At 50.9% G+C, this 25,118-nt stretch carries 27 protein-coding genes, 2 pseudogenes and 1 other annotated feature; of the genes and pseudogenes, 1 reads left to right on the top strand and 28 read right to left on the bottom strand.

Annotated features, from left to right (window positions below; all coding sequences use genetic code 11):
* Window positions 1-6 precede the first annotated feature (6 nt).
* The 26 genes and pseudogenes from rfbA to DWX76_RS05555 all read right to left on the bottom strand — a co-directional run bounded on the left by rfbA (window position 7) and on the right by DWX76_RS05555 (window position 22,705).
* On the bottom strand, window positions 7-900 hold the full coding sequence (rfbA, locus tag DWX76_RS05675) for a glucose-1-phosphate thymidylyltransferase RfbA (protein ID WP_022360600.1): 894 nt from the start codon (window positions 898-900) through the stop codon (window positions 7-9).
* A 177-nt stretch (window positions 901-1,077) separates the two neighbouring features.
* Entirely contained in the window at window positions 1,078-1,857 is a 780-nt protein-coding gene (locus tag DWX76_RS05670) for a class B sortase (RefSeq protein WP_118570268.1), read from the bottom strand.
* Window positions 1,826-2,314: a deoxycytidylate deaminase gene (locus DWX76_RS05665; protein ID WP_022360603.1), complete on the bottom strand. Its 489-nt coding sequence runs from the start codon at window positions 2,312-2,314 to the stop codon at window positions 1,826-1,828. The genes DWX76_RS05670 and DWX76_RS05665 overlap by 32 nt, the downstream gene beginning before the upstream one ends.
* 31 nt (window positions 2,315-2,345) lie before the next feature.
* Entirely contained in the window at window positions 2,346-3,422 is a 1,077-nt protein-coding gene (gene prfA, locus DWX76_RS05660) for a peptide chain release factor 1 (protein ID WP_118472590.1), read from the bottom strand.
* A gap of 18 nt (window positions 3,423-3,440) precedes the next feature.
* Complete coding sequence (locus tag DWX76_RS05655) at window positions 3,441-4,439, bottom strand: N5-glutamine methyltransferase family protein (RefSeq protein ID WP_118472589.1); 999 nt, start codon at window positions 4,437-4,439, stop codon at window positions 3,441-3,443.
* A gap of 32 nt (window positions 4,440-4,471) precedes the next feature.
* Window positions 4,472-5,428, bottom strand: a complete 957-nt coding sequence (locus DWX76_RS05650; protein ID WP_118570267.1) for a DUF1385 domain-containing protein — start codon at window positions 5,426-5,428, stop codon at window positions 4,472-4,474.
* Between the two features lie 232 nt (window positions 5,429-5,660).
* A complete protein-coding gene (rpmE, locus tag DWX76_RS05645) occupies window positions 5,661-5,870 on the bottom strand; it encodes a 50S ribosomal protein L31 (protein WP_022360607.1) in 210 nt (69 codons plus the stop codon).
* Window positions 5,871-6,186: 316 nt separating this feature from the next.
* Window positions 6,187-7,998 carry a transcription termination factor Rho gene (rho, locus tag DWX76_RS05640; RefSeq protein WP_118570266.1) on the bottom strand — a complete coding sequence of 604 codons (1,812 nt, stop codon included), beginning with the start codon at window positions 7,996-7,998 and terminating at the stop codon, window positions 6,187-6,189.
* A gap of 265 nt (window positions 7,999-8,263) precedes the next feature.
* Window positions 8,264-9,585: pseudogene (locus DWX76_RS05635) on the bottom strand (replication-associated recombination protein A).
* A gap of 9 nt (window positions 9,586-9,594) precedes the next feature.
* Window positions 9,595-10,302 (bottom strand): polysaccharide deacetylase family protein, encoded by a 708-nt coding sequence (locus DWX76_RS05630; RefSeq protein ID WP_182429739.1) that lies wholly within the window; start codon window positions 10,300-10,302, stop codon window positions 9,595-9,597.
* Between the two features lie 234 nt (window positions 10,303-10,536).
* Entirely contained in the window at window positions 10,537-11,376 is an 840-nt protein-coding gene (locus DWX76_RS05625) for an undecaprenyl-diphosphate phosphatase (protein ID WP_022360611.1), read from the bottom strand.
* Between the two features lie 12 nt (window positions 11,377-11,388).
* Window positions 11,389-12,063, bottom strand: a complete 675-nt coding sequence (locus DWX76_RS05620; protein ID WP_022360612.1) for a uracil-DNA glycosylase — start codon at window positions 12,061-12,063, stop codon at window positions 11,389-11,391.
* Between the two features lie 165 nt (window positions 12,064-12,228).
* A complete protein-coding gene (locus tag DWX76_RS05615) occupies window positions 12,229-12,891 on the bottom strand; it encodes a hypothetical protein (protein ID WP_118293362.1) in 663 nt (220 codons plus the stop codon).
* Between the two features lie 164 nt (window positions 12,892-13,055).
* On the bottom strand, window positions 13,056-13,427 hold the full coding sequence (gene rplL, locus DWX76_RS05610) for a 50S ribosomal protein L7/L12 (protein WP_107001383.1): 372 nt from the start codon (window positions 13,425-13,427) through the stop codon (window positions 13,056-13,058).
* A 104-nt stretch (window positions 13,428-13,531) separates the two neighbouring features.
* A complete protein-coding gene (rplJ, locus tag DWX76_RS05605) occupies window positions 13,532-14,020 on the bottom strand; it encodes a 50S ribosomal protein L10 (protein ID WP_022360614.1) in 489 nt (162 codons plus the stop codon).
* A gap of 47 nt (window positions 14,021-14,067) precedes the next feature.
* Window positions 14,068-14,202: a sequence feature (ribosomal protein L10 leader region), on the bottom strand.
* A 37-nt stretch (window positions 14,203-14,239) separates the two neighbouring features.
* Entirely contained in the window at window positions 14,240-15,007 is a 768-nt protein-coding gene (gene ispD, locus DWX76_RS05600) for a 2-C-methyl-D-erythritol 4-phosphate cytidylyltransferase (protein ID WP_118538567.1), read from the bottom strand.
* 116 nt (window positions 15,008-15,123) lie between these two features.
* Window positions 15,124-16,293, bottom strand: coding sequence for a tRNA (adenosine(37)-N6)-threonylcarbamoyltransferase complex transferase subunit TsaD (gene tsaD, locus DWX76_RS05595; protein WP_243022462.1), 1,170 nt, complete (start codon window positions 16,291-16,293; stop codon window positions 15,124-15,126).
* 5 nt (window positions 16,294-16,298) lie between these two features.
* A complete protein-coding gene (locus DWX76_RS05590; RefSeq protein WP_022360617.1) occupies window positions 16,299-17,210 on the bottom strand; it encodes a ribonuclease Z in 912 nt (303 codons plus the stop codon).
* Between the two features lie 221 nt (window positions 17,211-17,431).
* Entirely contained in the window at window positions 17,432-17,674 is a 243-nt protein-coding gene (locus DWX76_RS05585; RefSeq protein WP_182429738.1) for a hypothetical protein, read from the bottom strand.
* A 116-nt stretch (window positions 17,675-17,790) separates the two neighbouring features.
* On the bottom strand, window positions 17,791-18,195 hold the full coding sequence (locus DWX76_RS05580) for an ACT domain protein (RefSeq protein ID WP_022360619.1): 405 nt from the start codon (window positions 18,193-18,195) through the stop codon (window positions 17,791-17,793).
* Between the two features lie 85 nt (window positions 18,196-18,280).
* The gene (gene rimI, locus DWX76_RS05575) at window positions 18,281-18,769 is read right to left on the bottom strand and encodes a ribosomal protein S18-alanine N-acetyltransferase (RefSeq protein WP_118570264.1); all 489 of its coding nucleotides are present in this window, start codon (window positions 18,767-18,769) and stop codon (window positions 18,281-18,283) included.
* Entirely contained in the window at window positions 18,769-19,518 is a 750-nt protein-coding gene (tsaB, locus tag DWX76_RS05570) for a tRNA (adenosine(37)-N6)-threonylcarbamoyltransferase complex dimerization subunit type 1 TsaB (protein WP_118492422.1), read from the bottom strand. Before tsaB ends, rimI begins: the two co-directional genes overlap by 1 nt.
* A gap of 23 nt (window positions 19,519-19,541) precedes the next feature.
* On the bottom strand, window positions 19,542-19,967 hold the full coding sequence (gene tsaE / locus DWX76_RS05565) for a tRNA (adenosine(37)-N6)-threonylcarbamoyltransferase complex ATPase subunit type 1 TsaE (protein ID WP_022360622.1): 426 nt from the start codon (window positions 19,965-19,967) through the stop codon (window positions 19,542-19,544).
* Window positions 19,870-20,277 (bottom strand): YcxB family protein, encoded by a 408-nt coding sequence (locus tag DWX76_RS05560; RefSeq protein ID WP_182429737.1) that lies wholly within the window; start codon window positions 20,275-20,277, stop codon window positions 19,870-19,872. Before DWX76_RS05560 ends, tsaE begins: the two co-directional genes overlap by 98 nt.
* Window positions 20,274-20,459, bottom strand: coding sequence for a hypothetical protein (locus DWX76_RS13915; RefSeq protein ID WP_182429736.1), 186 nt, complete (start codon window positions 20,457-20,459; stop codon window positions 20,274-20,276). Before DWX76_RS13915 ends, DWX76_RS05560 begins: the two co-directional genes overlap by 4 nt.
* Window positions 20,460-20,552: 93 nt before the next feature.
* Window positions 20,553-22,705: pseudogene (locus DWX76_RS05555) on the bottom strand (Tex family protein).
* A 232-nt stretch (window positions 22,706-22,937) separates the two neighbouring features.
* On the opposite strand from DWX76_RS05555, the gene DWX76_RS05550 reads away from it, so the two are divergent.
* A complete protein-coding gene (locus DWX76_RS05550) occupies window positions 22,938-23,318 on the top strand; it encodes a hypothetical protein (protein ID WP_118570262.1) in 381 nt (126 codons plus the stop codon).
* Between the two features lie 93 nt (window positions 23,319-23,411).
* Here DWX76_RS05550 and DWX76_RS05545 read toward each other — a convergent pair whose 3' ends face one another.
* Window positions 23,412-24,629 carry a homoserine dehydrogenase gene (locus DWX76_RS05545; RefSeq protein ID WP_118570261.1) on the bottom strand — a complete coding sequence of 406 codons (1,218 nt, stop codon included), beginning with the start codon at window positions 24,627-24,629 and terminating at the stop codon, window positions 23,412-23,414.
* A gap of 5 nt (window positions 24,630-24,634) precedes the next feature.
* Window positions 24,635-25,078, bottom strand: coding sequence for an ACT domain-containing protein (locus tag DWX76_RS05540; RefSeq protein ID WP_107001373.1), 444 nt, complete (start codon window positions 25,076-25,078; stop codon window positions 24,635-24,637).
* Window positions 25,079-25,118: the final 40 nt, after the last annotated feature.

Below are 25,118 nucleotides of genomic sequence, written 5' to 3'. Positions count from 1 at the left end.
CTCCTTTTAATTCTGATGTATTTTATCAACATATTTCCCATCCAGTACGTCTTTCAGATATTTGCCATACTGGTTTTTCTTGTATACCTCGTATGCCTCCAGCACTTCTTCCTTGCTGATCCAGCCGTTTAAGTACGCAATCTCCTCCAGGCACGCGATCTTGCGGTGCTGGTGGGTCTCTACTGTCTTAACGAAATTGGTTGCCTCAACTAAGGACTCATGTGTACCGGTATCGAGCCAGGTAAAGCCCTGTCCCAGAAGAATGACATCCAGATCGCCATTTTCCAGATAGATACGGTTCAAATCGGTGATCTCAAGCTCGCCTCTGGCAGACGGTTTTAACTGTTTCGCATACTCTACTACCCGGTTGTCATAGAAATACAGACCCGTTACACAGTAATTGGACTTCGGTTTCTCCGGCTTCTCCTCGATGGAGATCGCCTTGCCCTGATCGTCAAATTCTACGATACCGAAGCGCTCCGGATCATCGACATAGTAGCCGAATACAGTCGCGCCCTCTTTCTTGGCAGAGGCAGCACGCAGGCGTTTCACAAGTCCCTGACCCTGGAAAATATTGTCCCCCAGAATCATCGCTACGGAATCATCCCCGATGAACTCCTCGCCGATGATAAATGCCTGTGCCAGTCCATCCGGACTTGGCTGCACGGCATAGCTTAAATGTAAACCAAACTGATGTCCATCGCCCAACAATTCCTTAAAACGCGGTGTGTCATCCGGTGTCGAAATAATCAGAATATCCCGGATTCCCGCGTTCATCAGAACGGAGATCGGATAGTAAATCATCGGTTTGTCATAAATCGGAAGCAGCTGTTTGGAAGTTACGCGTGTCAGCGGGTAAAGGCGTGTGCCTGAACCGCCTGCTAAAACGATACCCTTCATATCTTGTTCTCCTCATATGTTTTATTTTCACGCCTCTTTTCTAAAAAAAGGCAGATCTCATCACTATAAGTAATATACCACATTTGCCTGCTGCTTGCAAATTTATTTGCTTTGCACTTCTTCTATGTTTACACGTTTTTTCCCTCTACTGTTCTTGCATTGTACAATCTATGAGCATCACTCATCCACTGCATACACAATCGTCCGCGCATCCGCAAATTCATAACTGCACGTCACAAAGGAATACAAGTGGGAAACCTCCTCGTCTGGCAGTTCGCGAAACCGACATCCCTCCGTCATTTCTTCTATATAAGAATGCATCTCCGACTGATCCGCAAATTCCGTCCTACGCCGTTCCCCCTGACTGCCCGCAGTGAGCGCTGCAATCAGACGGAGTGTCCGCCTTTTCCCATCTGGGAAATAGAGATAAGCCGTCCGATGCTTCTGGAAGAAATCTTCGTCTTTCAGGCGGATCAGCTCGGAAAACCGGCTTCCGTCCTTCATATGATGCCCGTAAAAAATCGAATGAAAATCCGATGCATCCGGTGCACTCTCGCAGTCCAGAAAGACAGTCCCGGCTGGATCTGGTTTTCCACCCAGCCCGATGCTGCGGTACGATTCATTGTCGGTTGTCTGGACAATCGGTTCATCGATGTGAGTACCGGGAATGCGAATCCAGGCGATGGCGTCGGCATTCTGGCATTTTAAGGCTGCGAAATCTGGCTGCCATATCGGCTCTGACGCATCTGAATCAGATTTTCCAGATAAATTCTGCTCTACATTTCCTTCAGATTGGGAATCTCTGTTTTCCGCCCTTCTAACCGCATCCCCCACACCATCCGCCAGAACCAGACATCCAATCACGATCAAAAAAGCACAGAAGATGCGGCGTGCCCAGCGGGCAGCGCCGTCTCCTGTGCGCTTCTTAGTACCCAAATTTTCCTTCCAGCGATTCATCTTCGCGGATCCAATCTTCTACATCAACTTTTCGGTACTCATTTTTCGTATCACGGATATAGACATGTTCAATTCCGGCATTGATTACCATGCGCTTGCACATCGAACAGCAGCTCGATTTTTCCACATACCCGCCGGTTCTCGCATCGACACCGGTCAGATACAGCGACGCGCCGATCATGCGCTCTCTGGAGGCACTGATCAGGGCGTTGGCCTCGGCATGGACACTGCGGCACAACTCGTACCGCTCGCCGCGCGGCACATGAAGCTCCTCGCGGATGCAGCGACCGATATCGGAACAGTTTTTCCGTCCGCGCGGGGCGCCCACATAGCCGGTCGAGATAACCTCATCGTTATTCACAATCACTGCCCCGTAGTGCTTTCGCAGACAGGTACTCCGCTGCGAAACCATTTCCGCCAGATCCAAATAATAATTGACTTTATCTCTTCTTTCCATATAGGATCCCCCTTCCGTTTTCTCTAATTCTTTAGATGCCCTCATTCATCTTCGCCAGCTTCGCCGCCTGATCGGCTGCAATTAAGCTGTCAATGATCTCATACAGATCGCCGTCCATGATCGAATCGATCTTATACAAGGTCAGTTTGATGCGGTGCTCGGTCACACGTCCCTGCGGGAAGTTATAGGTACGGATCTTCTCGGAACGGTCACCGGTACCAATCTGGCTGCGGCGTTCTGCCGCTTCCTCGTTCTGGCGTCTCTCCAGCTCCAGATCATATAGCTTGGAACGCAGAAGACGGAACGCCTTTTCCTTGTTCTGTAACTGCGATTTCTCAGTCTGGCTGTAGATCACGATACCGGTCGGAATATGGGTCAGACGTACCGCGGAGTCAGTCGTGTTGACACACTGTCCACCGTTTCCGGACGCACGCATAACGTCAATACGGATATCTTTATCATCGATGACAACGTCCACATCCTCTGCCTCCGGCATCACGGCAACCGTCGCGGTCGAGGTATGGATACGTCCGCCGGACTCGGTCTCCGGCACACGCTGTACACGGTGGACACCGCTCTCGTACTTCATCTTGGAGTAAGCGCCCTGGCCGGTAATCATGAAAACGACCTCCTTGAAGCCGCCGATTCCATTTTCACTGACGCTGACAAGCTCAGTTTTCCAGCGGTTGCGCTCTGCAAAGCGCACATACATACGGTACAGTTCGGACGCAAATAATGCCGCCTCATCGCCGCCTGCACCTGCACGGATCTCAACGATAACGTTCTTTTCATCGTTCGGATCCTTCGGAAGAAGCAGAATTTTTAATTCCTGCTCCAGCTCTTCAATGCGCTTTTTCGCAGTATTTAACTCTTCCTTCGCCATCTCGCGCATCTCCTCGTCGGATTCCTCATCCAGAAGCGCCAGACTGTCCTCTACGTCCTGTTTTGCCTTCTTATACTCTTTATATGCCTCCACAATCGGAGCCAGATCCGACTGCTCCTTCATCAGCTTGCGGAAACGATTTGTATCGCTTGCCACTTCCGGGCTGCCGAGCTCTTCCATCAGCTCTTCATAACGGATCAGCAAATCATCCAATCTGTCAAACATGATATCCTCCTCTATCGTCTAACGGTTCCACCGTGCCTTTACCACGCGGTTAAGCCCCGGCTCATCCTTTATCACTTCTATCTCCCGATACCCGGCGATGGTCAGTATCCGGCTGACCGCCTCCGCCTGGTCATATCCTATCTCAAAATATACGCAGCCGCCCTTGTTCAGATGTTTGCTGCACTCCAGCGCCAGAACCCGGTAAAAATACAGACCGTCCTCGCTGCCGTCCAGCGCCAGCCGAGGCTCATGGTCGCGTACCTCCGGTTCCAGACCGTCGATCACCGCCGATGGGATATATGGCGGATTCGACACAATCACATCGTACATGACATCCGCCTCCACCGCCTGAAACAGATTGCTCTGCAAAAGTGTCAGGCTGTGTTCCTCGATCTCTGCCTGCAGGCGCGGTCCCTTTGCCAGCCACGTTTTCAGGCGGATGCACCACGGATCCTCCGATACCTGAAACGATTCTGACCGCGCAGTTCCCTTCTGAATCAAAAAGAGACGTCTCGCATTTTTCTTTGCCACGCGCAGCGCCGCCTCGGAAATATCCACCGCCGTCACGTTCTGGTAGCCGCCAAGCACGGCAAGGCTGATCGCGATACAGCCGGATCCGGTACACATATCCAAAAGTTTCAGATCCTTTTCCGGGTAATCCCGAAGAACCCGCTCAACTAACGTCTCCGTATCCTGGCGCGGAATCAGGACATTTTCATCGACAGAAAATGTCATTCCCATAAAATCCTGCATTCCCAGAATCTGCTGCAGTGGAATGCGCTCTGCCCGTTTCTGAAGCATTTCCTGATAGCGCCCATAGCCCTTTTCCAGGCGTTCCGCATGGATCGGACGGTTCTGATCCAGATAATAATGCACCCGGTCAATCCCGAACGCCGCTTCCATCAGATACCAGGCATCCGTCCCTGCGTCCGGTACACCCGCCTCACTTAAGCGCGCGCCGCCCTCATCCAACAGTTCTCTCCAGGTCAGGTCTGTTCTTCCGTTTTCCTCGCTCATCGACTCATCCCCTCTGTCGTACCGTGTTCTATTTATGACTCTTCCAGCTGCTTTTCCCAGCCTGGGAAATTCTCCGTCAGGTATTCTCTCCAGTCAAAAACTGCCTCGGTCGCCGCGATCGCCACCTCAATCATCGAGTCATCCGGCTCCTTCGTCGTCAGACCCTGCATCCACATACCCGGACGGCTCACCAGATCCATAAACTTCGAATTGCTCCGTCCGGCGCACTGCAATACCTCATATGATATACCTGCAATGACCGGAACCAGAATAATACGGCTCAGAATCCGCATCCAGATCGTATCGACCCGGATCACCATAAACATCAGAATACTGATCACCATGACAATCAATATGAAACTGGTACCACAGCGCTTGTGCTCCTTCGAGCTCTCGCGCACATATTTTACCGTCAGCGGATGTCCGTGTTCCACACAGTTGATGCACTTGTGCTCCGCCCCGTGGTACATAAATGTCCGCCGGATGTCCTCCATCCGCGAAACGAGTTTAATATAGATAATAAAAATCGCGATCCGGATCACACCTTCCAGCACTGCCATCAGATGATCCGATGTGATAACTCCCTTAAACAAGTTCGCAATCCCCAGCGGCAGGAGCATAAAAATACCAATTGCCAGGATAAACGAAATTACCAGCACTGCTGCCATGATCGCACTCTCCAGCTTCTCGCCGAACACACGGTCTAAAAGCTGTTCGAATTTTCCCGGCTCTGCATCCTCATCATCCTCAAAAAAGCTGGCGGAATACGACAGACTCCGCATGCCGATGATCATCGAATCTGCAAACCGGAACACGCCGCGCACAAACGGGAGCTGTAAAATCTTCGCTTTTTTCGTGATACTCTGGTATATGTCTTTTTTTACTTCTATCTCTTTGTCAGGCCGGCGGACTGCCACTGCATAGTCCTCGCCTTTCATCATCATGATTCCTTCAATTACCGCCTGACCGCCAATTCCTGAATACTTCATGCTGTCCTTTCAAAATAAAATAAAAAAAGAAGAAAAGTAACTGTTCAGCAGGTCTGCGCATTTACTGCGCTGACCGTACGAATACATGAGCCAGCAGGCAAAAATCCCATTGCCGCAGGCAATTTTTAATGGATTTTTGCGCGTGACTGTGAAGGTACTGAACAGTTACGAAGAAAACAAAAAGGCTGAGTTTAATGTCGCCACTAAAACCCAACCTTTACATGGTTCAAACTTATTTGCCTGCGTTGATGCCGTACTTGCGGTTGAACTTATCGATACGTCCGCGGGCAGCGGCTGCTTTCTGCTGGCCTGTGTAGAATGAATGACACTTGGAGCAAACCTCTACGTGGATGTCTTTCTTGGTAGAACCAGTTACGAACTCGTTACCACAGTTGCAAACTACTTTTGCCTGATAATAGGCTGGATGGATTCCTTCTCTCATTTCTTTCACCTCTCTGAATTTTTCATTGCGATTTCCGACCGCTTTTTTAATTGCAAGCCGTCTTAAAACGGCTCTATATAAAGCTCCGCACATCCAGGCACGCTATTCCATCATTTAAGCGTTCCTTCCACTCGTAAGGACGACTCACGCAGATGTCAGAACTACCGTCTGTTAATACAGCCTTATAATTATATCATGGTGTGTACTTTTTAGCAAGCAATTTTATCTATTTTTCAATACTATTTTTCTTCTTACAGTCCTGTTTTCTTGCCTGGAAGAAAGTCCTCACAGATGCGCTATTGGTGAAACATGATTTTTAGTAAAATGACCCCTTTTTCCGCGTGATCTCCACAAATTCCGTATTGTTCTTCGTCTTGGCAAACAGATCCAGGATCCGCTCAACGGTATCCTCCGGTTTCTGCGTGTTGGTCGCCTTGTGGACGATATCGACCGCTTCCGCCTCGGCAGACGAAAGAAGCAGATCATCTCTTCGCGTACCGGAACGCAGGATATCGAGCGCCGGGAAGATGCGCTTCTCGGAAAGTTTGCGGTCAAGCACCAGCTCCATGTTGCCGGTTCCCTTAAATTCCTCGTAAATAACATCGTCCATACGGCTGCCCGTCTCAATCAGCGCGGTCGCCAGAATCGTCAGGCTGCCGCCCTCGCGTATATTTCTCGCCGCACCGAAGAAGCGCTTTGGCATATGCAGCGCTGCCGGATCCAAACCACCTGAAAGAGTTCGTCCACTCGGCGGAACCACCAGGTTGTAAGCCCTCGCCAGACGGGTGATACTGTCTAAAAGAATCATAACGTCCCTTCCGTGCTCGACAAGGCGCTTCGCCCGTTCTACTACCATCTCCGACACACGTTTATGACGCTCCGGCAGCTCGTCAAACGTCGAATAGATGACCTCGACATTTTCTCCCGTTACCGTCTCACGGATATCTGTCACCTCCTCCGGACGCTCATCGATCAGAAGGATGATCAGGTGCATTTCTGGATGGTTCTTTGTGATGGTTGTCGCCACCTGCTTTAACAGGGTGGTCTTTCCGGCTTTTGGCGGGGATACGATCATGCCTCGCTGTCCTTTTCCGATCGGGGACAGCAGATCCATCACGCGCATCGCCATGGAAGCCTTAACCCCCGGATATTCCAGGTGCAGACGTTCATTTGGGAAAATTGGCGTCAGATTTTCAAAATTCGGACGTTTTTCCACCACGCTGGTCGGGTATCCATTGACCGAATTAATATATAATAATGCGGCAAATTTCTCCGTCGCCGACTTCACACGACGGCTTCCGCGCACGATATCACCAGTTTTCAGATTAAAACGGCGGATCTGGGACGGCGCCACATAGACGTCATTTTCACCCGGCAGGAAGTTTTCACAACGGATAAATCCGAATCCATCCGGCATAACCTCCAGGATTCCGTTCGCCTCGATGCCGCTGTCCAACTCCTGAAATTCATTTTTCAGATCCTCCATGCGTGCATTTTCCACCTCGGTACGGGTGCTTTCCATCTGCTGCACCGGCGCGGTACGTTCCGGCTGACTGTACTCGGAGGCTGCTTCTGCCATCTGCGGTGCCGGTGCGGTATGTTCCGGCTGGCTATACTCGGTTCTTGCGCTCATCGCTTCGTTGTAATTGTTACGCGGCACATAGGAATTTCTCTGATACCCCTCTCGCTGCGTGTACTCGCGTCTGCGGTTATCCTGATAACGGGTATTATTATTCTCACGGCGTGTATAGGAGCCGTATTCATTCCGGCGGTATCCGCCTTCGCTGCGGCGCTCATAGCTGGAATTCTGCCCTCCCGCAGCCCGTTCTCCGTTGGCAGATCTCCGCGGCTGCGAATACGTCTGTGCCGATGTATTCTGCCCTGCATCAGTTCTGCGCGGCTGCACGTGCATTTCCGTTCTCTCTGCCGGTTCCGCCGATCCAGCCGGATGCTCACTGACAGAAGCCTGGGGCGTTTCTTCTTTCTGTCCCCCTTCCGCCGGCTTCTCAAGTTCGCACAGCCTGTCTATGATCTCCGCCTTTTTCAGGGTGCTGATCCCCTTTAACCCCTGTGCCTTCGCCATTTCCCGAAGCTGCACCAGAGGGAGTGTCTTTAATTTTTCTCTCATATAATTCTCCTTGCCCTGTTTAATTGTGTCATATTCTCTGGGATTCAAAAATCAGAAATAAGAAACGTGTGGATGTCTTCCAGGTACTTACACGAAACCGGACAGGCAGATACCTGCCCGGCATACCTTTTTAACATAGCCTTTTATGCTGTGACTGCTCTTTATCCTGCAGCCACCTTGGTTTTATTATAAACGGTTTTCATAAAAATTCAAGTAAACATTTTCTTCATACATATCAATTCAGGAACATATGGGAAGCTTTTTCTCATTCAGAGCCCTTCAGAAAGTGCAGCCACTCCCCAATCTTCTTCTCATACCCATTTTCTGACGGGCGGTAAAATGTGCTGCCCTCCAGTCCATCCGGCAGGTACTGCTGCTTCACATAATGATTCGGATAATCGTGTGCATACTTGTACCCGTCGCCATGCCCCAGCTTCTCCGCCCCGCTGTAATGGCGATCACGCAGATGGGACGGCACCGTAAAGTTGCCCTTTAACCTAACCGCCTCCTGTGCTCATCGACCGCCATATACGCCGCGTTGCTCTTCGGCGCGCTCGCCACATAGGTAGCCGCCTGCGACAGGATAATCCGCGCCTCCGGCAGACCAATCCGCTCCACTGCCAGCGCCGCGCTGACCGCAACCTGAATCGCCTGCGGATCCGCATTGCCGACATCCTCCGATGCACAGATCATGATACGCCGCGCAATAAATTTGATATCCTCGCCTGCATCCAGCATCTTCGCCAGATAATAAACTGCCGCATCCGGATCGGTACCGCGCATACTCTTGATAAACGCTGAGATCGTATCGTAATGGTTGTCCCCCGTCTTATCATAGTTCACGGCACGGCGCTGGATGCACTCCTGGGCTACATCGAGTGTGATGTGAATCAGACCATCTTCACTCCGTTCCGTTGTGAGAATACCAAGCTCGATCGCATTGAGCGCCGCGCGCGCGTCTCCGCCTGCCATATCGGCCAGAAAATCGAGCGCCTCGTCCGTCGCCTCCGCGCGATAGCTTCCCATACCCTTTTCCTTGTCATGGAGCGCCCGCTCTAAAAGCTCGCGGATATCCGCATTTTCCAACGGTTTCAGCTCAAAAATACGGGATCGGGAAATCAGCGCCCCGTTGACCTCAAAATACGGATTCTCCGTCGTCGCACCAATGAGCAGAATCGTACCATCCTCAACAAACGGCAGAAGATAGTCCTGCTGCCCCTTATTAAAGCGGTGAATCTCATCGATAAACAGGATCGTGCGCTTTCCGTACATCCCCAACGCATCCTTGGCATCCTGCACGACCTGTTCCATATCTTTTTTCCCCGCCACCGTCGCGTTGAGCTGCTCAAAACGCGCGCTCGTCGTGTTGGCAATCACGCGCGCCAGCGTCGTTTTGCCCGTTCCGGGCGGTCCGTAAAAAATCAGCGATCCGAGCTTATCCGCCTTGATCGCCCGGTACAAAAGCTTATCCTTTCCTATGATATGCTTCTGTCCCACCACCTCGTCAAGCGTGGACGGGCGCAGCCTGGATGCCAGCGGTGCCTCCTGCTCGATCGTATTTTTCCGCATATAATCAAATAAATCCATCGTATCCTCTCAATCAATCAGACATTCTTCTATTGTAACAAAAGTATATCCCTCCGCCGTCAATGTGTCAATCGTCTCAAGCGCAGCATCAACCGAAGTCTGATATGCATCATGCATCAGCACCACCGTGTGCACCGCCGCATTTTTGCAGATATGCTTCACAATCCGCGCCGTATTCCGGTTTTTCCAGTCCAGCGTATCGACGTCCCAGAACACCGGCGTCATCGACACCTTCTCCTGAAGCTCCGTACTCCATGAACCATACGGCGGACGTATGTATTCCGGACGTTTTCCCGTGACCGCCTCGATCCGATCGGCCGTCTCCCGAATCTCCTCCACGCTCTTTTCAATCGGCTGGCGTGCCAGATCCACATGCGCCATGCAGTGAACCCCGATGAGATGACCATCTTTAGCCATCTGGCGCACCAGTTCTTCATTACCCGGAATATTTTCCCCGACCAGAAAAAAAGAGGCTTTCACGCCCCTCTCGCGCAAGCCGTCCAGCAGCTTTTTCGTGTACACCCTGTGCGGCCCGTCGTCGAAGGTCAGCGCCAACTCCCCGCCGAAAAGAGATTCTGGTGAGAAAACCGTTTGGTCCGCCTGCTCCACTTTTGCCAAATCTTCCCACTGCATCCCCACTGCCAGCCTGCACACGATTCCCAAAAAACACAGATCCAGCAGCACTGCCGCGCACAGGCAGAGCAGTTTTTTCCTCATGGAACCCTTATTTTGAATGATCCGATTTACCATTTTAGATGTGTCAGCCCTGAACTGTGACAGGACATCCCCTTTATATTTGCGCTCCCGCTTCCATGTATTATATGAACGTAAAAAAGGATCCAGACCTCCGCATTTCTGTCAGGTCTGAATCCTCTTTTTCTATTTAATGTACTCTCAGAATCTTTCCGCCAGCCGCAAAAGCAAGTGCAGGAAAGACTCCGAGCGTACATTTTAACCTACTAGCGCCGAAATACCAAAGTAGGACAGCACCACGATACCAAGCACAATCCGATAATATCCGAAAAACTTGAAATCATGCTTGCGGACATATCCCATCAGGAACTTGATCGAGTACACGGACACGCCAAATGCGACCACCATACCAAGAACCAGATAAATAAACTCCGCGAAAGAAAATCCGCCGCCCTGAATGAAAAATTTCACAATCTTTAAAAAACTCGCACCGAACATAACCGGAATCCCAAGGAAGAATGAAAATTCTGCCGCCGCCGGACGTGAACAGCCGATCAGCATCGCGCCCAGAATCGTCGCGCCCGAACGGGAAGTACCCGGAATCATCGCCAGCACCTGGAAACAGCCGATCAGCGCCGCTGTCTGGAACGAAATCTGCGTCACGCGCTCAATCGGAAAATGACGGTGCACGTTTCGATTTTCCAGTACGATAAACAAAACGCCGTAGAGAATCAGCATCGCTGCTACGACATAGCCGTTCATCAGCTTATCCATGAAATGGTCAAGCGGAAGCCCAATCACCGCTGCCGGAATGCAGGCTATAATAATTTTTATCCACAAACGAATTGTACCGCGCTTCTGCGCCATCGATTTGTGCGGTGAAAACGGATTCAATTTATTGAAATACAGCACCATAACCGCCAGAATCGCACCCAGCTGGATGACAACCATAAACACTTCCCGGTACGCCTCGCTGACATCCAGATGGATGATCTCATCCACCAGAATCATATGCCCGGTACTGCTGATCGGAAGCCATTCCGTGAAACCTTCCACGATTCCCAGTACAATTACCTTTAAAATCTCAACAAAACTCATGTCTGCTCCTTCCTACACGTTTTCTATCTGCCAGTCGATCGGGGCAACACCATGTTCTTTTAAAAATTCATTGGTCTTGCTGAATGGCCGGCTGCCGAAAAATCCGCGGTACGCAGACAGCGGGCTCGGATGCGGTGCTTCGAGAATCAGATGCTTTGGATTATTAAGCATCGATTTCTTCGCTTGTGCCGGACGTCCCCACAGAATAAATACCATCGGACGGTCCTGCTCATTTAAGATCTTGATCGCAGCGTCCGTAAACTCCTCCCAGCCGATTCCACGGTGGGAATTTGCCTGATGCGCGCGAACGGTCAGAACAGTGTTCAGCAGCATGACTCCCTGCTTCGCCCATTTCGTCAGATAGCCATTGTTCGGGATGTAGCAGCCGAGATCATCGTGCAATTCCTGATAAATATTCACCAGGGACGGCGGAATTTCCACATCCGGCTTTACCGAAAAGCAAAGCCCATGCGCCTGTCCCGGACCATGGTAGGGATCCTGACCTAAAATAACCACCTTTACCTCGGAAAGAGGGGTAAAATCAAATGCATTGAAAATATCATTCGCATCCGGATATACAACATGCGTCTCATATTCCCGTTTCACAGTATCGTATAACTTTCTGTAATATGGCTTTTTAAACTCTCCGCTGAGCGGAGCCAGCCAGTCATTACTGATTGCTCCCATTGCCCTATCCTCTCGTCCATGTCATTTTCTGTCGTTTTCTGTCAAACGATGGTTCCATTTTAGCACAATCGAAGCGGTTTCTCAAGTTTTGCTTCCCAAATGTCCCCTCCGCAGATAAGTGGACGTTACTGTTCACGCATACGTGCCCAGTAACTAAGTGGACTCTCAATCGCAGGAAGGAAAATTGCGGATAAAGCCGACCGAATTCTGCGGAATCGATACGGTCCTCTCCTGAATATCTCCGACAATCTGGTAAAACTTCTGGTTTATCCGATACATATGCGATTTGCGGTTAAAAAAGACCGTCTTTTCAAAGGGCCAGCGGATGACGGTCGGCGTCTTGAAATCCACTCCCAGCTCGAGAATCAGAAGCGCATGGTTTAAGGTTCCAGCCAGCCATTCCCGGTAGAGATTCCAGCTTTTCAAATAACCTTCCTCGATATACGGATTCGCCAGAACTGTGTTTTCTGTCAGCGGCGCCCCACAGTGCGGGCAGATACCATCCGCCACCTCGCCGCGCTCCCAGATATCCTTCGTACAGCCTTTCGAACACTGAAGCCAGTTCACATTACCGCACGGCGCCGTGATTTTCGCTTCATCCAACGAACTTTCAAAGATGCGCGCATCCTTTGCGGTTGTCACGATAAAATAATCCTTCCCCTCTGTCATCGATGCCAGCGCCCGGTATGCCTCCTGTACCTCCGCGCCTCCCGCCTTCTCCCATTCGCTTCCAAGCCCAATCAGCAGAAATTCGCACGCCTTAAGCCGTTCCCGAAGCGTTTTAAGTTCCTCATCTGCTGCCGTTTCATTTCTTGTCTTCTCTGCCATCTTGATTTGATTCCCCCGTTTAAAAAAGAGTCTGCATCTTCGCGGAGCGTTTTTTATTTCATAGGACGCAATTTCCCATGAAATAAAAAGAGCCCGGCATGCGCTCACGCACACGCCAGACTCTCCATCTGTAATGCAATTAGCTCTATGCGAAATTACTTAAATTACTTTAAGGTAACTTTAGCGCCTTCAGCCTCTAATTTAGTCTTGATGTCCTCAGCCTCTTCCTTGGAAGCGCCAGCCTTAACTACCTTCGGAGCACCGTCAACTACTTCCTTAGCCTCTTTCAGACCAAGACCTGTAGCTTCACGAACTACCTTGATAACTTTAACTTTGTTCGGGCCAACCTCTGTCAGCTCTACGTCGAACTCAGTCTTCTCTTCTGCTGCCTCAGCTGCACCTGCTGCTGCTACAACAACGCCTGCTGCTGCGGATACACCGAACTCTTCCTCGCAAGCTTTTACTAAATCGTTTAACTCTAATACGGATAATTCTTTGATTGCCTCAATGAACTCAGCTGTTGTTAACTTTGCCATTTTAATATTCCTCCTGTAATTGAATTTTAAATCGGCCTTATGCGGCCTCTTGCTTTACTATGCGGCTCTCACGCACCTTACACCCTGCTTTGCAGGTAAGGGTCTTATGCCTCCTGCTGCTCTGCGATCTGTTTGATAACACGAGCGAAGTTTGTGATCGGAGACTGCATGCTTCCAAGAAGTTTTCCAAGAAGAACTTCTCTGGACGGGATGGTTGCGATAACCTGCATGCCCTTTGCATCGTAGTAAGTATCCTCTACAACGCCGCCCTTGATCTCAAGCTTGTCTGCTTTTTTAGCGAACTCAGCTAAAATTCTTGCCGGAGCTGTAGCATCCTCTTTGGATACAGCCAGAGCGGTCGGACCCTCCAGATTCGGCTCCAGAGCCTCGAACGCGGTACCCTTAGCAGCGAAACGAATCATGGTGTTCTTATATACTTTATAAGTAACACCAGCTTCTCTTAACTGCTTACGGAGCTGTGTGTCCTGCTCAACTGTCAGTCCACGGTAGTCAACTACTACTGCGCCCTTAGCGCCGTTGAATAATTCTGCGATTTCAGCAACAACCGGCTGCTTTAATTCAACTTTTGCCATGATTGGTTTACCTCCTGTTTTATTTCTATAACCGCCTGGTAAACGTTTTCTGTAAAATAAAATCCCTCCGTCACTCGCAGGACAGGGGGATAGAAATATACAACGATATCAGTTCCCTCGGCAGGCGTATTAACCTTATGCCTTTCGGCACCTGCTGTCTTCGGCAGTTAAACACGATAAGTACTATAACATAGAAGTCAAGGGTTGTCAATAGACCTATTAACTTTTTTTATTTTTTAAAAATGCAGCCGCAACCTCCATATCCTCCGGCGTTGTCACCTTGATATTCCGGTAAGAACCTTCGGTCAGGCGTACCTTGTGATCGGTCATCGTCTCGACCACCATCGCATCATCCGTCACTCCCTGCTGGTACTCTTCCCGACTCATCATCTTGTCATACGCCGCGCGGATCAGCGGGTAAGTAAATCCCTGCGGTGTCTGAATCATCCAGACATGCGCCCGTTCCGGCGTCACAGAGGCAAATCCGTCCGCATCCGCCAGCTTGACCGTATCCTTTGACGGCATGCCTGCCACTGCTGCGCTATAACTTCGTATATCTGATACGATACGTTCAATCATCGGCTCGTCCACAAACGGACGCGCCCCGTCATGAATCAGGACGCAGTCCCCCTCCCCATAGGAAAGCTGGCTGCCGAGCGCCTTTAAACCCTCGTAGACCGAATGGTAGCGCTCTTTTCCGCCCGCAACGATAGCGCGCACCTTGGAAAATCCATATTTTCCTACAATCTCGTCCCGGCAGTACGCGATCTCATCCGCCCCGGTCACCAGAATCACATCATCGACCCGGCTCTCCTCAAACGCGTGAAGTGCATACCAGATGACCGGCTTTTCCTCCAGAAGGAGAAACTGCTTCTGAATCTTGCTTTTCATCCGTTTTCCCTGTCCGGCTGCCAGAACGATAGCGGCGGTGCGGGTCGGATGCGGTGTAATTTTCTCTTTCCCAAATTGATCCAATGTATGTTCCATCTCGTTTCTCCTCCATGCCAGAACGATCTCTTAAAACACTCTTTTTCCACTTTTTGTCAAATCAATATTTTAAAAAAAAACTAACCGCAAAACAATTCTTCCTGAAAAAATTTGTATTATCTCTCGCCCAGCTTCAAATTCGGCACCGCATTCAGATCCCAGCCTGCGCGCGCGCCCTTCTTATATTCATAGTACGCCGCCGCGCCGATCATCGCCGCATTGTCCGTACAGAAGATCGGTGACGGATGGAAGAACCGGATGCCCGCCTCTTTACAGGCCTTCTCCATGCCCGCCCGGAGAGCGGAGTTGGATGCCACACCACCGGCGATCGCCACGCGCTTATAGCCGTGCTGTTTCGCCGCCTCGATCGTGCGCGATACCAATACTTCCACAACCGCATTCTGGAACGAAGCCGCCAGATCCGGCACATTGATCTCCTCGCCCATCATTTTCGCATGGTTAATATAATTTAAGACCGCCGATTTTAAGCCGCTGAAGCTGAAATCATATGGATTGTCGCCCACTTTTGCCCGTGGAAACTCAATCGCATGTGGATTCCCCTCTTTTGCCGCCTTATCGACCTTCGGGCCGCCCGGATAACCGAGCCCGACCGCGCGTGCCACCTTGTCAAACGCCTCGCCTGCTGCATCGTCTCGGGTGCGTCCCAGAATCTCAAATTCGCCATAATCTTTCACAATCACCAGATGTGTATGTCCGCCTGACACGATCAGGCACATGAACGGCGGTTCCAGATCCGGATTTTCGATGAAATTTGCCGATACGTGCCCCTCGATATGGTGTACGCCGACCAGCGGTTTCTTCGCCGCATACGCGAGTGCTTTGGCTTCCGCCACACCGACCAAAAGCGCGCCAACCAGCCCTGGACCGTAGGTAACTGCAATCGCCGTCATCTCCTCCAGACTCATATGTGCCTCTGTCAGCGCCTCTTCAATAACCTGGTTGATCTTCTCGATATGCTTTCTCGACGCAATCTCCGGCACAACGCCGCCAAACAGCGTGTGAAGATCGATCTGGGAAGATATGATATTGGAAAGAACGGTACGTCCGTTTTTCACGACTGAAGCTGCCGTCTCATCACAGGAACTCTCGATTGCAAGAATGTAAACATCTTCTGATGGGTGTCCGTTTTCTGTATCTTGCACGGAAATCTCTGCCCCCGATACCGGAGCTTTCCCTGGTCCCCGTTCCAATGCTCCTGAAACTGGCATTTCCATCCGTTCTTCCTTCTTTTCTTCTATATTCTCTCTCTTTTCTTCCGTCTGCATCGCCCTTACTCCTCATCAAATCCCAGCTCTGCCGTCCAGCCATCGCGGGCGGCCTTCGCTCTCGGGAATATCTCACGCACTTTATCCATATAATCATCCGGACGGATGAGCGACGGGCTGTAATGAGTCAGCCACATTTCCTTCGGCTGGGCCTCCTTCGCCAGGTGTGCCGCCTCCTGGAATGTCATATGCTTGTATTCTCTCGCCTTGGCTTCTTTCCCGTCCTCGCCGTACATGCCTTCACAGATAAACAGATCCGCATCCTTCGCGTACTCCGCAATTACCGGAAGCGGTCTCGTATCGGTACAGTATGCCACCTTGATTCCCTTCCGGTCACCTCCGAGCACCATATCCGGTGTCAGCGTTCTGCCTTCCTCCTCGATCGTCTCCCCCTTCTGCAGGCGGCTCCAGAACTTCTGCGGAATCTCCTGCGCCCGCGCGCGTTCCACATCGAACCGTCCCTTTCTCGGAATCGAAATCGAGTACCCATAACAGGTCACATTATGGTTGACCCGGTACGCATCGATCACATACGGTCCAATCTGAAGCTGCTGTCTCGGCTCCGTCAGCTCGATAAACTCAAGCGGAAACGGCAATTCCGGCGCGATCGTCCGCAGTGCCGTCACCACGCGTTCCAGTCCCTTCGGTCCAATCATCGTGATCGGCTCCGTCCGCTCCGCATTTCCCATCGTCAACAAAAGTCCCGGCAGACCGCTGATATGATCCGCGTGATAATGTGTAAAACAAATCACATCCACCGGCTTCGGGCTCCAGCCCTTTTCTTTCAACGCAATCTGCGTGCCTTCCCCGCAGTCTATCAGCAAATTGCTGCCCGAGCAGCGGACCATCAAAGCCGTCAGCCACCGATACGGCAGCGGCATCATCCCGCCCGTTCCCAGCAAACATACATCTAACATGAAACATCCTCTTTTCTATTAAATAAATGATTCATAATAAATCTTTTTAATTAAAAGTCACGCAAAAAGCTGTCAAAACACCTTTTCTCCTAACTCCCATATCATTTAATAATATCATAAAGAAATACTATGTTGCAAGCCAGAAATTCAGCAATCCAATTCACTGGAGAGACGCAGATGGCGCACCGCCTGTCCCGCGTTTCTCCGTCCCCCTCACGACTCTACAATAGTTCCGTCCCCTCCTCCTTATCTGCCTCAATCAGAAATTCCCGCGCCACTCCATCATAACACTCCTCGCACAGATCAAAATGATGCACCTCCCCATCTTTCTCCGAAAAATAGTCCCATGCCACATCAAAATGCGCCGCTCCTTCGCGCAGAATGCCTTCTTTCACCGCCAGCTTCTTCCCGCACCGGTTGCAGACAACCGACAGAAGAATGCCGCTCTCTCCATATTTTCTCATGCTCTCCTCGCCTTTCTCTTCTATATACGCAAAATGGAGAAGCCATGTCCTCCACAGCTTCTCCATCATTATACTGTTTTTTATACCGGTTTTTAAGCGGAAAGTGCTGGAAATACTTACAGTACCTTATATCCCTTCGATGTCAGGCAGATGCTGACCTCCCTCACATCGTCCGTGTGAAGCACCATAACCGGCTTGCCAGAATCACGATTGAAGGAGAGATACAGGTAATCTACATTGATATTGCTCTCTTCGAGGGAAATTAACAGACGGTTGAGTGCTCCGACCTCGTCATCCAGTTCGACGCCAAGCACCTCTGTCAGACGACAGAGATAACCAGCTTCCGCCAGCACTTTCTCCGCGTGCTCTGGATTAGAAACAACCATACGGATAATACCGTACTCCGCACTGTCATTCGTGATCGAACCCCAGATGTTAATATTCTCCTTCTGAAGAAGGGATGTAATATTCTGTAAACGTCCTTTCTTATTCTCTGCAAAAATAGATACCTGACTCAGCATATGAACCTCCTACCGTTCTTTTCTTTTAATTTAACACTGTAAAGTGTTACGCTTTTATCTGTTAAACAGTATACTCATTTCCATTTCATCTGTCAATGCTTTTTCCGCTTCTTTTCCAATAAATCAGCGCATCTTCCGTCGGCCCGCTGTAATAATTCTTCCGAACCGCCTCTTTCTGAAAGCCATACGCCTCATACAGCGCAATCGCCGGGGCATTGGATGCACGCACCTCCAAGGTGATATCCTCGACGTTTTCTTCCTCTGCTTCCCTTAACAGCCGTTCCATCAGAAGCCGCCCATAGCCGCGCCCCCGGCACGCGCCGTGAACCGCGATCCGCATCAGCTCGCCTTCCCCGGCAATGACGCGGAAATTGCAGTAGCCACGGACGGTTTCATCCTCTTTCAGCACCCAGTTTTTATCCCAGCTGCTCGTCAGCAGATCCTGTAAAAGCTTCTCCGACCATGCATCCGAAAAGCATTCCAGTTCCAGTGCCCGGACAGCAGGAAGATCCCCCGGCTGAAAATCCACTATCTGAACACGAAGCTTTTTTTGCGTTCCCGTTCCTGCCGCCATTATTTCTTCTCCACAACCACAATACCGGCTGCCAGCTTATCCATCTCGCCCTGGCGCTCTGCGACCTCGCGCTCGCGCTCCGCCTGCGATTTCCGCAGATAATCCGGCTTGTGCTCGGCTGCCGTCTCGGTCTTTCCCTCTGCCAGATACACTGCGCCAAGCGCTGCCACCGCCGAAGCTCGCTGACGGCTCGCCTGTGCCGGTGCAAACGAATACGGCACCTTCATCTCTTCCTCGATCACCGCCCGGTTGACCGGCACACCGTCCCCCAGGAAAATCACGCGCTCGCCGCGCTCATTTAACTCAGCAATCAACGCATGGATATCCGTAATGTACTGTTCTTTCACAATCTCGAACTTCTCTTCATACCGATAGAGTCCCGTGTACACCTGCTGCCGTCTCGCATCCAGCATCGGGCAGATGAGCGCCGAAGCTCCGTACAGACAATATCCCATCGCATCCATCGTCGGCACATGGATCAGCGGCTTCCCAAGCGCCAGTCCCAGCCCTTTCGCTGTCGCAGAGCCAATCCGAAGCCCCGTAAAAGATCCCGGACCGCCGGATACTGCGATTGCATCGATGCTTTCCAACGGCACTTCCAGCATTTTCACAATCTCATCAATCATCGGAAGAAGTGTCTGTGAATGCGTTTTTTTCAGATTCACCGTATATTCCGCCGTGATCACATCATCCGTAACAATAGCAACCGATGCCACCAGGGATGCGCTTTCGATTCCCAAAATTCTCATTTTCTCTTTCCTCCTGTCGCCGGCTACTGCTCGTTTACTGAAATTTTCCGGTAATCAAAGCCCTTTTCCAGATCCTTTTCAATCGTGATCTGGATCGGATGTTCCGGCAGGATCTCGCGGATGCGCTCCGACCATTCGATCAGACAGATGCCCTCGCCGTAGAAATAGTCCTCATAGCCAATCTCATCCATCTCGTCCACATCGCCGAGACGATATACATCAAAATGGTAGAGCGGCAGGCGCCCATCGTCGTATTCCTGCACGATCGTGAAAGTCGGGCTGTTGACCGGTTCCTGAATTCCAAGTCCCGCGGCAAACCCCTGCGTAAAAACCGTCTTTCCTACGCCCAGATCACCATTCAAACAATACACCTGCCCTGCCTGCGCTTCCATTCCAAGCTTTTTTCCAAACGCATACGTCTCTTCCGGGCTGTTTGTTTCTATCATCATGCTCGAATTCCTCTTCTCTTTTCCTGCGGCAGATTTCTTGTAAGCTACTGAGAAAAATCTGCTCCTCCGAACCTCTGAACACGCGCTTCGGCATCAGGTACGCCTTGTCTCGACCCAGGTAAAGCACATATATTCCCGCGATCTTTTTCACTTTTACCAGCTTATCCCAGCTGATCTCACCCTTGCCGTTCGCCTGGCGGGCACGGATGCCCTCGTCTCCAATGTGAAATACAATCTCAGCTCCCGTTTTCGCATCCCCGGCGGTGCGCTCTGCCTGTTTCCAGATTGCAAAAATCTGAAAGCCTGTCAAGCAACCACTCCCAGAATTACCAGATTCGTCACCTGCGTTCCCAGACGTTCCTCGCTGGCTGCCGCTGCAATAATAACGAGCACCGTCAGTATGATGCATCCGATTCCACGCAGTCCCGCCCAGAAATTGTACATCGAATAAATAAAAATCTCTTTTGGCTGTATTTTTACACGTAAGTCCATTTCATCTTCTCCCTAATTTTCTATGCCTTATCCGCCGCCCCATTCCAGTCAGCGCTCCTGCATCCTATAACCAACGGCTGAATCTGCCGTGGTTTACTTCGTCTCCCGGATTTTCATCGTCAGCGAAATGCGCTTCTTCGCCACATCAACCGCCAGCACCTTGACCTCCACGATATCCCCGACGCTGACCGCCTCCAGCGGATGCTTGATATAGCGGTCTGTCATCTGGGACACGTGAACCAGACCATCCTGATGCACGCCGATATCCACAAACGCACCGAAATCAATGACATTCCGCACGGTTCCTTTTAAAATCATGCCCGGCTTCAAATCCTTCATTTCCAGCACATCCGTGCGGAGAATCGGCTTCGGCATCTCCTCACGCGGGTCGCGCGCCGGTTTTTCCAACTCGCTCACGATATCGAGCAAGGTCGGCTCGCCGATCGAAAGCTCTTTTGCCAGCTTTGCCGTATCCGCGATCTCCTTGCGGATATTGCGGATGCCGCCCGCCGCAATCTCCTTCGGATCATGTCCAAGCTGCTTTAAAAGTGCCTCCGCTGCTTTATAGCTCTCCGGGTGCACACTCGTCGCATCGAGCGGATTCTTGCCGCCCTGGATCCGCATAAATCCGGCGCACTGTTCATACGCCTTCGGTCCCAGCTTCGCCACCTTCAAAAGCTCACGGCGCGTTGAAAATGCGCCATTCTCCTCCCGATATGCCACGATATTTTTCGCAATCGTCTTGTTAATGCCGGAAATATAGGCGAGCAGCGGCGCCGATGCCGTATTCAGATCCACGCCGACCTTATTTACGCACGTTTCCACCACGCCCTGCAGCGCCTCGCTTAAATTTTTCTGGTTCATATCATGCTGGTACTGACCGACTCCAATGGATTTCGGATCAATTTTTACCAGCTCCGCCAGTGGATCCTGCAGGCGTCTCGCGATCGATGCCGCACTTCTCTGTCCGACGTCAAACTGCGGAAATTCCTCCGTCGCCAGCTTGCTCGCCGAATAAACCGACGCGCCCGCCTCATTGACGATGACATACTGAACTTTCTCCGGAATTTCTTTTAAGAGTTCCACGATGATCTGCTCAGATTCTCGGCTTGCCGTACCATTCCCCACTGAGATCAGGGAAATGCCGTACTTGCGGATCAGCTTTTTCACGATCTCCTTCGACTCTTCCACGCGGTTCTGCGGCGCAGTCGGGTAAATGACCGTCGTATCGAGCACTTTTCCCGTCTCATCCACAACTGCCAGCTTGCAGCCCGTCCGGAATGCCGGATCCCAGCCGAGCACCACGCATCCTGCGATCGGCGGCTGCATCAGGAGCTGTTCCAGGTTCTTGCCAAATACCTGAATCGCGCCGTTCTCTGCCGTTTCTGTCAGCCCTGCGCGGATCTCGCGCTCGATCGCCGGTTCGATCAGGCGGCGGTAGCTGTCCAGAATCACTTCTTCCATCACGCGCGCCGCATCCCCATCCGGCGGATAATCAGCTGTTTCTCCATATACCGGACAATCTGCTCCTCCGGCGCTATAAGCTTCACGCTCAGAATCTTCTCTTTCTCACCGCGGTTGATCGCCAGCACACGGTGTCCCGCCAGCTTTTTGACTGGTTCGGAGAAATGATAGTACATCTCGTACACCGACTGTATCTTCTCATCCTTTGCGGATGCCTCCAAAAGACCGTCCTGCATCGTCTTTTTACGTGCGTAGTTGCGGTATTTTGCCATCTCGCTGATCTGCTCAGCCAGAATATCACGCGCGCCGTCTATTGCCTCTGAAACATCTGCAACACCCTTTTCTTCCGACACATACTTCGCCGCCTCCGCCTCCAGGCTGCCGCCCGCTTCCTGCTTGTAAATCCAGACTGCTAACGGTTCCAGCCCTTTCTCACGGGCAATTCCGGCACGGGTGCGCCGTTTCGGGCGGTACGGAAGATAAAGATCTTCCACCGCAACCAGCGTCGCCGCATCGCGGATCTGTTTCTCCAGCGCCGGAGTCAGCTTCTCCTGGGCGCGGATCGCACCGATCACCTGCTCCTTTTTATCCTCCAGATTCCGAAGATAGCGCAGTCGCTCATCTAGCTGGCGCAGCACCTCATCATTCAGGGAACCGGTCGCCTCCTTGCGGTAGCGCGCGATGAACGGGATCGTGTTTCCCTCATCGATCAGCTTTACCGCCGCTTCGACCTGATTTCTCCCTATCTGAAGCTCTTCTTTCAATGCCTGTATAATATCCATGCAAAAACTCTCCTTCAATATCAATACGCTGTTTAATCATACCATTCCAGCGCATATTTCGCAAGTCAATGCCTAACTGGACAAGCGGCTTTATTCATGATACACTTTTATCGGATTCAATCCGCCAGATGGGCATAGATTTTGTTTTGCCCTATTTGGCGGCTGTCTCTAATTTTCAGAAAAGGATGTAGCTGTTTTCTTTTTTCACAGTTATGAAAGGATTAGATATACGATGAGTTATTACGATGAAACACCTTCTCCGAATGAACATTCAGATACAAATGAAACCCGGCGCAATCGTTCGCGCCGCTATGCCACGATGTCAATGATGTGCGGCATCTTCGCATTTTTCTCCCTGTTTTTGAGTTTTTCCGCCGCGATTCTGCTCGGAATGTCGGCGAATGTACTGTTTGTCCTATCCAAGGAGGAAGGACAGCCGCGGCGCGGCAGCGCAGTGGTCGGGCTGATACTGGGAGTTATGTCTACCATCTTTGGAGTAGTTGAGTTTTTCTGCCTGATCCAGGTGTACCATATGATTACGGATCCGCAATATGCGCCGTTTTTTGATCAGGCAATGGAGTTGTATGAGAGTTTGATTGGTCCGTTACAATAAAATGATTGGCAAGGGGACCTTTTTCTGTGTATTTCTTGCGTTAAAAAGCACACCGCGTCATGAATGACTTTGGCGTGCTTTTTACTTTATATCCTATTTTGTATAGCGAATCGTCTGGCGGATATCTTCCTCGAATGCCGCTGCCAGTTTCCGGAAGCGTGCTTCGGTCATTTCTCCGGTTACGACCGCAAATTCGTCCATCTCCGGGAGTTCGATGGTTTCTGCCTCACCGAAGGCTGCACGCACATCGGCAAGTTTGTCGGCTGATTTGCCTGCCAGTCGGAGGAAGTAGCTGAAGGTTACTTCGCCCATCGGTGCAACTGGCTGTTTTTCGTCGGTCCAGCCGGTCGGGATGTTGTCTTCCATGTGTCCGGCGATCTCTACGATGTCGCTGACGACTGCGCTGGCGGTCGGGAGTTTTCCGGCGCCGCTGCCGTAGAACATGACGGTTCCAAGTGTATTGCCGCGAACCATGACTGCATTGTATACGTCATTGACTGCAAAGAGCGGATGATCCGGTCCGATCATCATCGGGCATACATAGACGCTGGCTTTATTGCCTTCCATGCGGCTGGTTCCAAACAGTTTAATCGAAGTTCCCAGCTTTGCCGCATATTTGAAATCAGTATCGGTAATCTTTGTGACGCCCTCGGTCGGCACATCTTCGTAATTTACTTCTTTTCCAGTTGCCAGTGAGGTAAGAATCGTGATCTTGCGGCAGGTATCGTAGCCTTCTACGTCTGCCTCCGGGTTGCGCTCTGCATATCCGAGTTCCTGCGCTTTCTTCAAGGCTTCCTCAAAGGTCTGACCTTCTCTTGCCATCTTGGTAAGGATGTAATTGGTTGTACCGTTTAAGATACCGCTGATTTCCTCGATCTTCTCGCCTGCAAGAGACTGGGTCAGCGGACGCAGAAGCGGGATGCCGCCGCCTACGCTGGCTTCAAAGAGGAAGTTTAAGTTCTTCTCGCGTGCAATCGCCAGAAGCTCGGTGCCGTGTGCCGCTACAAGTGCCTTGTTGGAGGTCACAACGTGCTTACCGGCTAACAGGCACGCTTTTGCAAACTTGTATGCCGGATTGACGCCGCCCATCGCCTCCACAACAATCTCTACTTCTTCGTCTTTTTCAATGATCTCAAAATCATGAACAATCTGCGCTTCGTGCGGATCACCCAGAAATTCACGCAGATCCAGAATATATTTTACTGCAATCTCTTTGCCGGTTTTTTCTGTGATTTTGTCTTTGTTGGTTTCTAATACTTCTACGACTCCGGAACCAATTGTTCCATAGCCCATCACTGCTACCTGAATCATAATCTTTACTCCCTGGCTATAATTTTTACGTTGTGTACTCCCGAATTTTCTTCCATCTCTTCGACCATATGCGATATATTTCCGGTATCCGAACGGACTTCCACGCTGAGTGTCAGCGTCGCCACATTGTTGACCGGAATACTCTGATGAATCGTCAGAATATTTGCCTTGTAAATCGCTACGATATGAAGAAGATCCGATAAAAGTCCCTGTTCATCATCCATCTGCAGCACCATGGTAATCGTCTTGCCCTTGGCGTTGTCATAAAATGGAAAAATATCGTCCTTATACTTGTAAAAGGAACTCCGGCTGATCCCCAGCTGGTCGGTCGCCTCCTGAATCGTCATCGCTTTTTCTGACGCAATGAGCTTCTTCGCTTCCGCCACCTTCAAAAGGACTTCCGGCACTGCTTTCTGCTTTAACAGATAATACTTTGTTTTTTCTTCCATTCCATCTCCGCTTGTGTACGCACCAGAAATACATTTGTGT

Origin of the sequence: Clostridium sp. AF21-20LB (assembly GCF_003478795.1) — a bacterium.
GTDB classification, from domain to species: domain Bacteria; phylum Bacillota; class Clostridia; order Lachnospirales; family Lachnospiraceae; genus Otoolea; species Otoolea fessa.
Note: the sequence above shows the minus strand (reverse complement) of the source record. Positions and strands in the feature narration are given on the sequence as shown.